The sequence below is a fragment of the Geodermatophilus sp. SYSU D00525 genome (assembly GCF_054050475.1).
Genome location: NZ_JBJGZK010000003.1, coordinates 275,223 through 288,084, shown reverse-complemented (window position 1 = coordinate 288,084; position 12,862 = coordinate 275,223). Strand labels below are relative to the sequence as shown.

The 12,862-nt window shown below is 72.7% G+C and carries 9 protein-coding genes; all 9 read left to right on the top strand.

Annotation, left to right across the window (positions count from 1 at the left end; all coding sequences use genetic code 11):
- Positions 1–8: 8 nt before the first annotated feature.
- A complete protein-coding gene (locus ACI796_RS04760) occupies positions 9–1,409 on the top strand; it encodes an MCE family protein (protein WP_456940097.1) in 1,401 nt (466 codons plus the stop codon).
- Positions 1,406–2,443 (top strand): MCE family protein, encoded by a 1,038-nt coding sequence (locus ACI796_RS04755; RefSeq protein WP_456940096.1) that lies wholly within the window; start codon positions 1,406–1,408, stop codon positions 2,441–2,443. The genes ACI796_RS04760 and ACI796_RS04755 overlap by 4 nt, the downstream gene beginning before the upstream one ends.
- Complete coding sequence (locus ACI796_RS04750) at positions 2,443–3,477, top strand: MCE family protein (RefSeq protein WP_456940095.1); 1,035 nt, start codon at positions 2,443–2,445, stop codon at positions 3,475–3,477. The genes ACI796_RS04755 and ACI796_RS04750 overlap by 1 nt, the downstream gene beginning before the upstream one ends.
- Positions 3,474–4,715 carry an MCE family protein gene (locus tag ACI796_RS04745; protein ID WP_456940094.1) on the top strand — a complete coding sequence of 414 codons (1,242 nt, stop codon included), beginning with the start codon at positions 3,474–3,476 and terminating at the stop codon, positions 4,713–4,715. The genes ACI796_RS04750 and ACI796_RS04745 overlap by 4 nt, the downstream gene beginning before the upstream one ends.
- Positions 4,712–5,971: an MCE family protein gene (locus tag ACI796_RS04740; protein WP_456940093.1), complete on the top strand. Its 1,260-nt coding sequence runs from the start codon at positions 4,712–4,714 to the stop codon at positions 5,969–5,971. Before ACI796_RS04745 ends, ACI796_RS04740 begins: the two co-directional genes overlap by 4 nt.
- Positions 5,968–7,236 (top strand): MCE family protein, encoded by a 1,269-nt coding sequence (locus tag ACI796_RS04735; RefSeq protein ID WP_456940092.1) that lies wholly within the window; start codon positions 5,968–5,970, stop codon positions 7,234–7,236. The genes ACI796_RS04740 and ACI796_RS04735 overlap by 4 nt, the downstream gene beginning before the upstream one ends.
- Positions 7,237–7,294: 58 nt before the next feature.
- Positions 7,295–7,966, top strand: coding sequence for a hypothetical protein (locus ACI796_RS04730; RefSeq protein ID WP_456940091.1), 672 nt, complete (start codon positions 7,295–7,297; stop codon positions 7,964–7,966).
- A 5-nt stretch (positions 7,967–7,971) separates the two neighbouring features.
- Complete coding sequence (locus tag ACI796_RS04725; protein WP_456940090.1) at positions 7,972–8,883, top strand: hypothetical protein; 912 nt, start codon at positions 7,972–7,974, stop codon at positions 8,881–8,883.
- Between the two features lie 383 nt (positions 8,884–9,266).
- Complete coding sequence (rpoB, locus tag ACI796_RS04720) at positions 9,267–12,776, top strand: DNA-directed RNA polymerase subunit beta (RefSeq protein WP_456940089.1); 3,510 nt, start codon at positions 9,267–9,269, stop codon at positions 12,774–12,776.
- Positions 12,777–12,862 lie beyond the last annotated feature (86 nt).

The window sequence follows — 12,862 nt, the reverse complement described above, 5'->3', positions numbered from 1 at the left end:
GCGGGGCGATGAGCGGGGGCAGGAGCGCGGTGGTGCGCCGTCGGCTGCAGGGCGTGGCGTTCCTCGTCGTCCTGGTGGTGCTGCTCGCACTGACCGTGGCGCTCTACACGAAGGCCTTCACCGACACCGCCCGCGTGGTGCTGCACGCCGACACCGTGGGCAACCAGCTGCAGGAGGCCTCCGACGTCAAGGTGCGCGGGGTGATCGTCGGCGAGGTGCGCTCGGTCGACGCCGGCGCCGAGGGCGCGACGGTCGAGCTGGCCATCCGGCCCGAGTACCTGGAGCAGATCCCCGCCGACGTCACCGCCCGGCTGCTGCCCAAGACCCTGTTCGGGGAGCGCTACGTGTCCCTCGTGGTGCCCGAGCAGCCCTCCGGGGAGCGGCTGGCCGACGGCGACGAGATCGGCCAGGACCGCACCGAGAACGCCGTCGAGCTGCAGCGGGTCATCGACGACCTGCTGCCGCTGCTGCGGGCGGTCCAGCCGCAGGACCTCAGCCACACCCTCGGCGCGGTCGCCTCGGCGCTGCGCGGCCGCGGCGACCGGCTGGGGGAGAACCTCGCCGCGATCGGCGGCTACGTCGGCGAGCTCAACACCGTGCTGCCCGAGCTGCAGGCCGACATCAGCGGGCTGGCCGACGTCGCCGACACCTACACCTCGGCCGCCGACGACCTGCTCGCGGTCCTGGACAACCTGGCCGTGACGTCGCGGACGCTGGTCGACCAGTCCGAGCAGCTGCGGCGCACGTTCACCGTCGTCGGCGCCTCGTCGGCCACCGCCGCCGGCTTCCTGGAGACCAACGAGCAGAACCTCATCTCGCTGGCCGCCACCTCGCGGCCGGTGCTGGGGCTGTTCGCCGAGTACTCGCCGGTGTACCCGTGCCTGCTCGACGGCCTGGCCCGCTTCAAGCCGATGATCACCGAGGCCTTCGGCGGCGACGGCGACCCTGCGCTCAACCTGGACATCACCGTGACGCTGCCGCCGCGCAACCCCTACCAGCCCGGCGACCAACCGGCGTACCTCGACCGGTCCGGCCCCGACTGCCAGGGCCTGGACGACATCGACGCGATCATCGCGGCGGCCGACCGGGGCGAGTACTACTGCCCGGTGCCGCCGGTGGACGGTGTCGACTCGGCGGACAACCCGTTCAGCGGCAACCCCAACTGCCTGGGCGGCCGCGGGCCCGAGGACGTCCCCGCCGGCGCCGGCGAGCCCGACGGGAACGTGACCACCGACCTGTCCGCGTTCGGCAACTCGGTGCCGGGCCGGCTGGCCGGGTCGACGGCGGAACTGGACTTCGTGCGCAGCCTCCTCGGCTACCAGACCGGCGTGGACCCCGGCGAGGTGTCCGACCTGGCCGCCTCGACGATGGCGCCGCTGCTGCGGGGGACCCAGGTGGCGCTGCGATGAGGGGCCTCGCCGCGCCGCTGACCAAGCTGGCCGTCTTCGCCCTGGTGACCGTGCTCGCCAGTTACGTCCTGGTCAGCACCATCACCAACGCCGGGTACGGCGAGCCGCGGGAGTACCGGGCGCAGTTCACCGACGTCGCCGGCCTGGTGGAGGGCGACGAGGTGCGCATCGCCGGCGTCCGGGTGGGCCAGGTGACCGGCATCGGCCTGTCCGACGGGACCGACCGGCCGGTGGCCGAGGTGTCCCTCGAGGTCGACTCCGACGTCCCGCTGCCCACCTCGGTGCTGGCGACCATCCGCTACCGCAACCTCGTCGGCCAGCGGTACGTCGCGCTGACCGAGGGGGAGGGGTCGGCCGGGCAGACCCTCGAGGAGGGCGACACCATCCCGCTGGCCCAGACGACGCCCGCACTGGACCTCACCACGCTCTTCGGCGGGTTCCAGCCCCTGTTCCAGGCGCTGTCGCCGCAGGACGTCAACCGGCTGTCCTTCGAGATCATCCAGGTGTTCCAGGGCGAGGGCGGAACGGTGGAGAGCCTGCTCGGCCACGTCGGCTCGCTGACCTCGTCGCTCGCGGACAAGGACGCCGTCATCGACAGCGTCATCGACAACCTGACCTCGGTGATGGGCACGGTCGCCGCCCGGGACGAGCAGCTGTCGTCGCTGGTCGTCTCGCTGCAGCAGTTCGTCTCCGGGCTGAGCGAGGACCGCGACGCGATCTTCGACTCGCTGCAGACCATCGACGGCCTGGCGGTGAGCACCGCGGGGCTGCTCGAGGACGCCCGCGCCCCGCTGGCCGCGGACATCGAGGGCCTCGGCGACCTGGCCGGCAACCTCGCCGACACCGGCGACGTCGTGGAGGACTTCCTGCAGCTCGCCCCGACCAAGATCGACCTGATCACGCGGACCGCCGTCAACGGCAGCTGGTTCAACTTCTACATGTGCGGGGCGTCCGGGTCGGTCACCCTCCCCGGCGCCGGCGAGCCGAGCACCATCCCCGCGGGCGGGCTGTCCTCCGGCGGGAGGGGCTGCTGATGGCCCGCCGTCCGGCCAGGCCGTTCAGCGACCGCAACCCGGTCGTCATCGGGGCGATCAGCCTCTCGCTGATCGCGCTGCTGGTGCTGCTCGCCTTCAACGCCCAGTCGCTGCCGCTCATCGGCGGCGGCACCGTCTACCGCGCCCAGTTCTCCGAGGCCGCGGGCCTCAAGCCCGACGACCCGGTGCGCGTCGCCGGCGTCAAGGTGGGCCAGGTCGAGAGCCTGGCGCTGGAGGACGGCGCGGTCACCGTCGAGTTCCGCGTCCGCGACGCCTTCGTCGGCGACCGGTCCGAGGCGGCCATCAAGATCGAGACGGTGCTCGGCGCGAAGTACCTGGCGCTGGTCCCGCGCGGCGCGACGCCGCTGGACCCCGAGCAGCGCATCCCGCTGCAGCGCACCGCCTCGCCCTACGACGTCGTCGAGGCCTTCGCGGACCTGTCCACGACCGTCGACGACATCGACACCGCCCAGCTGGCGAGCTCCTTCGAGGTGCTGTCGGAGACCTTCGCCGACACCCCCGACGAGGTCCGGACCTCCCTGGACGGGTTGGCCCGGCTGTCGGACACCATCGCCTCGCGGGACGCGCAGCTGCGCCAGCTGCTGTCGGCCACCCGGGACGTGACCCAGGTCCTGGCCGACCGCAACGGCGAGTTCACCCAGCTGATCCTGGACTCCAACACCCTGCTCACCGAGGTGCAGGAGCGCCGGCAGCTCATCGACTCGATCCTGACCAACACCCAGACGCTGGCCCAGCAGCTGACCGGGCTGGTCGCGGACAACCGCGAGGCCCTCACCCCGGCGCTGCAGCAGCTGGCGGCCGTCACCGACATCCTGTCGCGCAACCGGCAGGCCCTCGGGGAGACCGTCGCCAACCTGGCGCCCTTCGTCCGGGTCTTCACCAACACCCTGGGCAACGGCCGCTGGTTCGACAGCTTCGTGGAGAACCTGCTGCCCGGCGCCGTCGGGGCGGTGCTCTGCGGGGGCACCGCCCAGGTGCCCGGCGGTGTCGTCTCCTGCGAGGAGGGGCAGTGAGCGGCACCCTGCAGCGCGGCGTGGCGCTGGCGGCCGCGGTGGTCCTGGTGGCCGCCCTGGGCTGGACGATCCTGCGGCCGGCCGGCCAGATGCGGGTGACCGCGTACTTCGGCCAGGCCGTGGGCGTGTACCCGGGCGGGGACGTGCGGATCCTGGGCATCGACGTCGGCGAGATCACCGACGTCGTCCCGATGGGCGACCGGGTGCGCGTCGACATGCTCGTCGACGAGGAGTACGACATCCCGGCCGACGCCGACGCGGTCATCCTCGCGCCGTCGCTGGTCAGCGACCGGTACGTGCAGTTCTCACCCGTCTACGACGGCGGCCCGACCATGGAGGACGGCGCCGAGCTGGACCTGTCGCGCACGGCCACGCCGGTCGAGCTGGACGCGGTGTACGGCGCGCTCGACGAGCTCTCGGCGGCCCTCGGCCCGACCGGCGCCAACGCCGACGGCGCGCTGCAGGACCTGCTGGCCACCGGCGCGGACAACCTCGAGGGCAACGGCGACGCGCTCAACCGGACGCTGACCGGGTTCTCGACCGCGGTGCAGACCCTGTCGGACAACCGCGACGACCTGTTCGGGTCGGTGGAGAACCTGCAGGCGTTCACCTCGGCGCTGGCCACGATCGACACCCAGGTCGGCCAGTTCAACGACGACATGGCCGCCGTCGCCGCCCAGCTCGAGGGCGAGCGCGAGGACCTCGCCGCCGCGGTGCAGCTGCTGTCCCAGGCGCTGGGGGAGATCGCGACGTTCGTGCAGACCAACACCGCCCTGCTGACGACGAACGTCGACCGGCTGGCCGACGTCACCCTCACCCTGGTCCAGCAGCGGCAGGCGCTGGCCGAGGTGCTCGACGTCGCCCCCGCGGCCCTGGGCAACGTGGCGCACGCCTACAACCCCGACTACGGCACCCTCGACACCCGCGACAACTCGCTGGGGTCGGCCAACCCGGAGGTCACCGTCTGCCAGCTGCTGGCCCAGGCCGGGCGGCTGCAGGTCGCCGGGGTGGGCCTCACCGACCTGAACGCCTTCCTGCAGCTGCCGCCGACCGAGCAGATCTGCCTGCGGCTGCTGTCGGGCGACCCCGGCAACGACGGGCAGCTCGACGACCTCAACGGCAACGGGGTGCCCGACCTGCAGGAGCTGCTCGGCACGCTGTTCGGCCGCAGCGCCACCCCGCAGGCCGGCGGCACCCCGCTGGTCGGCCTGCCGCTGGTGCCGGGAGCGCAGCAGTGACCGGGACGGGCCGGCGGGTGGCCGCGCTGGGCGCCGGGGTGCTGCTGCTGACCGGGTGCGGCTTCCGCGGCGCCTACTCCCTGGACCTGCCCGGCGGCGCGGACGTCGGGGACGACCCGTACACGGTGCAGATCCAGTTCCTGGACGTCCTGGACCTGGTCCCGCAGGCCGGCGTCCGCGTCGCCGACGTCCCGGTGGGCCGGGTGGAGGACGTGTCGCTGGGGGAGGACTGGACCGCCCTGGTCACCGTCGAGATCAACGGCGACGTCGACCTGCCGGCCAACGCGGTCGCGATGATCCAGCAGTCCTCGCTGCTGGGGGAGAAGTACGTGGAGCTGGCCGCCCCGGGCACCGAGACGCCCACCGGCGAGCTCACCGACGGCGCGCTGATCGGCCTGGACCGCACCAACCGCAACGTCGAGGTCGAGGAGCTCCTCGGCGCGCTGTCGCTGGTGCTCAACGGCGGCGGGCTGGCGCAGCTGCAGACCATCAGCCGGGAGCTGGCCGACGCCCTCGAGGGCCGCGAGGACGCCGTCCGCGCCACCCTCACCCAGCTCGACACGTTCATCGCCGGCCTCGACGAGCAGCGCGACGAGATCGGCCGGGCGCTGGACAGCGTGAACGCGCTGGCCGAGTCCCTCGCCGCCCGGACGGAGACCATCGAGACGGCGCTGGACACCATCGGGCCGGGCCTCGACGTCGTCACCGAGCAGCGCGACCTGCTCGTCTCGATGCTCGACAGCCTGTCCCGCCTCGGCGACGTCGGCACGCGGGTGATCCAGCAGGCCGGCGCGGACACCGTGGCCGACCTGCAGCTGCTGCAGCCGATCCTCACCCAGCTGGCCGCCGCGGGGCCCGACCTCGCCGAGTCGCTGGACCTGCTGCTCACCTACCCGTTCCCGGCCAGCTCGCTGTCGGCGCTGCAGTACCGGCCCGACGCGCGGACCGGCGGCTACGGCCTGTTCACCAACATGACCGCCAACCTGGACCTCGACCTGCGCGAGCTGCTCTGCCGCTACGTCGTCGACCCGGTCACCGGCGGCCTGGAGACCCTCGACCCGCAGGACCTCGTCGGCGACAGCTGCGGCAGCGCGGGCACGCCGCCGGCCAACGCCGGCGGCACGGGCTCCGGGTCCTCCACGCCGGCGCAGTCGCTCGCCCCGGGGCTGGGCGGGCTGGCCGGCACCGTCCCCGGCGGCGGCGCGCCGGCCGGCCTGCCCGGGCTGCCCGGCATCCCGACGGGAGGCACGCCGTGATCACCCGCAAGGTCAGGCTGCAGCTGCTCGCGTTCACCGCGGTCGCGCTGCTCGGCATCTCCTACGTCGGCTTCAACTACGTCGGCCTCGACCGGGTGCTGCTCGGCAGCGGCTACGACGTCGCCGCCGACTTCGCCGACTCCGGCGGCATCTTCGTCAACGCCGAGGTCACCTACCGCGGCGTCGCCGTCGGCCGGGTCAGCGACATGCAGCTCACCGACGACGGCGTCCGGGTCACGATGACCATCGAGCCCGACGCCGACCCGATCCCGGCCGACACCGACGCCGTCGTCGCCAACCGCAGCGCGGTCGGGGAGCAGTACGTCGACCTGCGCCCGGCCACCGCCGACGGGCCGTACCTGGCCGACGGCGCGGTCATCCCGCAGTCGCGCACCGCCATCCCGATCCCGGTCGAGCAGCTGCTGCTCAACGTGGACCAGCTGGTCACCTCCATCGACCCCGAGGACCTGCGCGTCGTCGTCGACGAGCTCGGCCGCGCCTTCGCCGGCGCCGGCGACGACCTGAGCCGGCTCATCGACAACGGCGACCTGCTGCTGGCCCGGGCCGAGGAGTCGCTGCCGCAGACGCTGCAGCTGATCACCGACGGGCAGACCGTGCTGCAGACGCAGGTCGAGAGCCGCTCGGCGATCGAGCAGTGGGCCGCCGACCTGCGCGCGATCAGCGACACGCTGGTCGACATCGACCCCGACCTGCGCGGGCTGGTCGTCAACGCGCCCGACGCCGGGGCGGCGCTGCAGGACCTGGTGGACGACGCGGGACCCGGCCTCGGCTCGCTGGTGCGCCATCTCGACGTCCTCAACGGCGTCACCATCCCGCGCCTCGACGGCGTCGAGCAGATGCTCGTCACCTACCCCGACGCCGTCAGCGGCGGCTTCAGCGTCGTCCGCGACGACGGCGGCACGATGCGCGCGCACTTCGGGTTCGTGCTCAACAGCGACGACCCGCGGGCCTGCACCAGCGGCTACGTCTCGACCGGGCAGCTGCCCAGCCCCGGGTCCGTGGCCGGGCTGGACGTCGACTCGATCGGCTGCGACGTCGTCGACGGCGCCGACCCGGACCCGGGCGACGGCGTGGACGAGTCGGGCTCGAACATCCGCGGCGAGCAGAACATCGGCCGCGACGGCGGCGTCGGGTCGCCCGGCCCGCAGGGCCAGGCCGGCGGCGGCGCGCCGGTGGCGTCGGTGGTCGACGACGTCCTCGGCGGGCTGCTCGGTGCCCTCCCCTTCGCACGCACGGCGGGCTGAGTACGTCATGCTCATCACCCAGCGCACACGACACGGCACAGCACGAGAGGAGGACGCGGTGACGCGCACCGGGCAGGACAGCGGGACGGCCCCCGGCGAGACCGTCGCAGAGCCCTCCGCCGGGACCTCCACCGCCGGAGACGCAGCCCCGGGCCGCCGGGCCCGCCGCGCCGCTGCCGAGGAGGCTCCCGCCGGGGCGCCGGCCGCCGCCGAATCCTCGGACGACGACGCCACGCCGCGCGTCCGCCGCCGGCCGTCGGTCCCGCTGGTGCCCGTGCTCGCGGTGCTGCTCGTCCTGCTGCTCGCCGCGGCCGGGTGGCTGTGGTCGACCCGCGAGGACGGGTCGCCGGTGCGCACCGACAGCTACGTCGAGGTCCTGCAGGCGGCCCGCTCGGGGATCGTCGACCTGACCTCCTTCGACGCGGTCACCATCGACGACGACGTCGAGCAGGTCCGCCGCGTGGCCACCGGCGACCTGCGCGACGAGTCCCTGGCCCAGCTGCAGGACCGGCGGCAGGAGCTGGTCGACGCCCAGGCGGTCGTGCAGACCGAGGTCGTGGGCGCGGGCGTGGTCAGCGCCGACGAGGACTCCGGCACCGTGCTGCTGGTCATCCAGTCGACGCAGCAGAGCACCGCCAGCCCGCAGGCCCAGGTGCTGCGCTACCGCATCCAGGTGGAGCTCGTGCGCGAGGACGGCCGCTGGCTGCTGTCCGGGATCTCGGGGAGGTGACCGGCGTGAGCGACACCCCGGGGGAGCGCCCCCGCCCCACGCCGCGCCCGCGCGCGGAGCGGCCCCGCCCGTCCCCACGCCCGCGGGTGGCCGGCAGCCGCCGGGACCGGGAGGCACCCCTCACGGAGGCGCCGGTCGTCGAGGCATCCGTGGCCCGGGCCCAGGCCCCGGCAGGGGAGACCGGTTCCGGCCGGCGCCGGGCCCGTCCCGGCCCGGTGGGCGGCGGCGCGGCCGTCTCGCTGACCAAGGGCCCGGCCCCCTCGCCCAGCGCCGGCGGGACGGCGACCGCGACCACCGGCGAGGAGGCGCCCGCCCGGCACGGCTCCCGCCGCGCCCGCGCCGAGCGCCCGGCGCGGACCCGCGCCGCCGGGCCGTCGCCGCGTCGTCGCCGGCTGCCGCCGGTGGCGGTCCTCGCGGCGCTGTGCGTGCTCGCCACCGCTCTCGTCGGCGTCCTGGCCTGGCAGCGGCTGCACCCCGAGCACGTCTCGCCGTCGGTGTTCGCCGCGGCCCGCGAGGACGTGCAGGCCCTCTACGCCTACGACTACCAGGACTCCGAGGGCAGCGTGCAGCGCAAGCTCGACGTCCTGACCGGCGACCTGCGCGACCAGTACGAGCAGGACCTGTCCCAGGGCGGGATCGTCGACACCTACGAGCAGGTGTCGGCCACCACGCGGTACGAGGTGCTCGACGTCGGCCTGCAGCAGGTCTCCGACGACCAGGACAGCGCGACCGTCGTCGTGTTCGGCCAGTACGTCGTCGAGTCGGTCAACAGCGGGACCCAGCCCGCCCCCGAGGGGTCGGAGTGCACGGTCACCCCCGAGGGCGCGCAGTCGTGCACCCAGACCGTCCAGGTGCAGATGACGAGGGTCGACGGCGACTGGAAGATCAGCGACCTGACGCTGCTCACGACCAGCTGACACGGGGCCGCGGGCCGGTCCGGCTCGCGCTCCCGGCGGCGTGGCGGAGACAGGGAGCCCCTCGGGCTGGCATCATGGCCGCGCGGAACGCCGCCCGGTCAGCCGGACGCCGTCCTTCCCGGAGTGTGGCGGGGCTCGCCCCCCACCCCCCGACGTGGACAGCGTGCGCCTGCGGGGGTAGGGTTCTCTGTTGCGCTGCCCCCTGACTGCCTGCCCGCCGAGACGGGTCGCCTGGGCTGCCCGGGATCGCTCCCGGCGGCCGGTCGACGCCCCGTTCCCCCAGCGGGCCGGACGCCGCGGACAGCCCCGCCATCACCGACGACGACCCAGGACGAACCCGCACCCACCGCCCGCACGTCGTGAGGTCCTTGGAAGGACGCATCTTGGCAGGCTCTCGCCCCACCAGCATCTCCCCCAGCACGACCGAGTCCGGCGGCTTCGGCCAGCAGAACCAGACTCCCCAGGCCGGCCCCCGCACCGGGGAGGCCGACCAGCAGAAGATCCCCGGCGCGCCGCTGCGCGTCTCGTTCGCGAAGATCTCCGAGCCCCTCGAGGTGCCCGATCTGCTCGCCCTGCAGACCGCGTCCTTCGACTGGCTGGTCGGCAGCCCCGAGTGGCGTGCCACCCTCTCGCCGGAGGAGCAGGCGACCGCCGTCGGCGGCCTGGCCGAGATCCTCGAGGAGATCTCCCCGATCGAGGACTTCAGCGGCTCGATGTCGCTGTCCTTCTCCAACCCGCGCTTCGAGGACGTCAAGGCGTCCCTCGAGGAGTGCAAGGACAAGGACATGACCTACGCGGCGCCGCTGTTCGTCACCGCCGAGTTCATGAACAACACCACCGGCGAGATCAAGAGCCAGACGGTGTTCATGGGCGACTTCCCGATCATGACGAACAAGGGCACGTTCGTCATCAACGGGACCGAGCGCGTGGTCGTCTCGCAGCTCGTGCGCAGCCCCGGCGTCTACTTCGACAAGACCCTGGACAAGACCTCCGACAAGGACGTCTTCAGCGCCAAGGTCATCCCCAGCCGTGGTGCGTGGCTGGAGTTCGACGTCGACAAGCGCGACACCGTCGGCGTCCGCATCGACCGCAAGCGCCGCCAGCCGGTCACCGTGCTGCTCAAGGCGCTGGGCTGGACCGAGGACCGCATCCGCGAGCACTTCCAGTGGTCGCCGACCGTCCTCGCCACCCTGGAGAAGGACCACATCGCCGGGCAGGACGAGGCGCTGCTCGACATCTACCGCAAGCTGCGGCCGGGCGAGCCGCCGACGCGGGAGAGCGCCCAGGCGCTGCTGGAGAACCTCTTCTTCAACCCGAAGCGCTACGACCTGGCGAAGGTCGGCCGCTACAAGGTCAACAAGAAGCTCGGCGTCGAGGTCCCGCAGGGCACCCTGACGCTGACCGAGGACGACATCGTCGCCACCATCGAGTACGTCGTGCGGCTGCACGCCGGCGAGCCCGAGCACGGCGTCGACGACATCGACCACTTCGGCAACCGCCGCCTGCGCACCGTCGGCGAGCTGATCCAGAACCAGATCCGGGTCGGCCTCTCCCGCATGGAGCGCGTCGTCCGCGAGCGGATGACCACCCAGGACGTCGAGGCGATCACGCCGCAGACCCTGATCAATATCCGGCCGGTCGTCGCCTCCATCAAGGAGTTCTTCGGCACCAGCCAGCTGTCGCAGTTCATGGACCAGACCAACCCGCTCGCGGGCCTGACCCACAAGCGCCGCCTGTCGGCGCTGGGCCCGGGTGGTCTGTCCCGTGAGCGGGCCGGCATGGAGGTCCGCGACGTGCACCCGAGCCACTACGGCCGGATGTGCCCGATCGAGACCCCGGAAGGCCCGAACATCGGCCTGATCGGCTCGCTGTCGGCCTACGGCCGGGTCAACGCCTTCGGCTTCATCGAGACGCCGTACCGCAAGGTCGAGAACGGTGTCGTCACCGACTCCATCGACTACCTGACCGCCGACGAGGAGGACCGCTTCGTCGTCGCCCAGGCCAACTCGCCGCTGGACGCGCAGGGCCGGTTCGCCGAGGACCGCGTCCTGGTCCGCACCAAGGGCGGTGAGGTCGACTACCTGTCGCCCGAGCAGGTCGACTACATGGACGTCTCGCCGCGGCAGATGACCTCGGTCGCGACGGCGATGATCCCGTTCCTCGAGCACGACGACGCCAACCGCGCGCTCATGGGCGCCAACATGCAGCGCCAGGCCGTCCCGCTGCTGCGCAGCGAGGCGCCGCTGGTCGGCACCGGCATGGAGCTGCGGGCCGCCGTCGACGCCGGCGACGTCGTCGTGGCGGAGAAGGCCGGCGTCGTCGAGGACTCGACCGCCGACTACGTCACCGTCATGGCCGACGACGGCACCCGGCAGACCTATCGGCTGCTGAAGTTCCGCCGCTCGAACCAGGGCACCTCGATCAACCAGACCCCCGTCGTCGACGAGGGCCAGCGGGTGGAGGTCGGGCAGGTCATCGCCGACGGGCCGTGCACCGACCAGGGCGAGATGGCGCTGGGCAAGAACCTGCTCGTCGCCTTCATGCCGTGGGAGGGCCACAACTACGAGGACGCGATCATCCTGTCGCAGCGCCTCGTGCAGGACGACGTCCTGTCCTCGATCCACATCGAGGAGTTCGAGGTCGACGCCCGCGACACCAAGCTCGGTGCCGAGGAGATCACCCGGGACATCCCGAACGTCTCCGAGGAGGTCCTCGCCGACCTCGACGAGCGCGGCATCATCCGCATCGGCGCCGAGGTCGTCCCCGGCGACATCCTCGTCGGCAAGGTCACGCCCAAGGGCGAGACCGAGCTGACCCCCGAGGAGCGGCTGCTGCGGGCGATCTTCGGTGAGAAGGCCCGCGAGGTCCGCGACACGTCGCTCAAGGTCAAGCACGGCGAGTCCGGCAAGGTCATCGGCGTCCGCGTGTTCTCGCGCGAGGACGGCGACGAGCTGCCCGCCGGCGTCAACGAGCTGATCCGGGTCTACGTCGCCCAGATGCGCAAGATCTCCGACGGCGACAAGCTCGCCGGGCGCCACGGCAACAAGGGCGTCATCGCGAAGATCCTGCCGCAGGAGGACATGCCGTTCCTCGAGGACGGCACCCCGGTGGACATCGTCCTCAACCCGCTCGGCGTCCCGGGCCGGATGAACGTCGGCCAGGTCCTGGAGACCCACCTCGGGTGGATCGCCAAGTCCGGCTGGCAGGTCGAGGGCACGCCCGAGTGGGCGGCCAACCTGCCCGAGCAGGCGCGTCAGGCGGAGCCGGGGACCCGGACCGCGACGCCGGTGTTCGACGGCGCCCGCGAGGAGGAGATCATCGGTCTGCTCGGCTCGACGATCCCCAACCGCGACGGCAACCGGATGGTGCAGGAGACCGGCAAGGCGCGGCTGTTCGACGGCCGTTCCGGCGAGCCCTTCCCCGAGGCGATCTCGGTGGGCTACGTCTACATCCTGAAGCTGCTGCACCTGGTCGACGACAAGATCCACGCCCGGTCGACCGGCCCCTACTCGATGATCACGCAGCAGCCGCTGGGTGGTAAGGCGCAGTTCGGTGGCCAGCGCTTCGGTGAGATGGAGTGCTGGGCGATGCAGGCCTACGGCGCGGCCTACGCGCTGCAGGAGCTGCTGACCATCAAGTCCGACGACATCCTGGGCCGCGTCAAGGTCTACGAGGCCATCGTCAAGGGCGAGAACATCCCCGAGCCGGGCATCCCCGAGTCGTTCAAGGTGTTGCTCAAGGAGCTGCAGTCGCTCTGCCTCAACGTCGAGGTCCTCTCCGGCGACGGGCAGGCGATCGAGCTGCGCGACACCGACGACGAGGTGTTCCGGGCCGCGGAGGAGCTGGGCATCGACCTGTCCCGCCGCGAGCCCTCCAGCGTCGAGGACGTGTGATCGGCCGCCGGCCGGCCCTCCGCGTGACGGGCCGGCCGGCGTCCCCAGCCAACGACTAGAAGTGCAGTAACGAGCCCCGGGAAAGG

Coding starts and splice junctions, on each gene's coding strand:
- ACI796_RS04750 (WP_456940095.1), top strand. CDS start 2,443: ATGGCCCGCCGTCCGGCCAGGCCGTTCAGCGACCGCAACCCGGTCGTC.
- ACI796_RS04760 (WP_456940097.1), top strand. CDS start 9: ATGAGCGGGGGCAGGAGCGCGGTGGTGCGCCGTCGGCTGCAGGGCGTG.
- ACI796_RS04755 (WP_456940096.1), top strand. CDS start 1,406: ATGAGGGGCCTCGCCGCGCCGCTGACCAAGCTGGCCGTCTTCGCCCTG.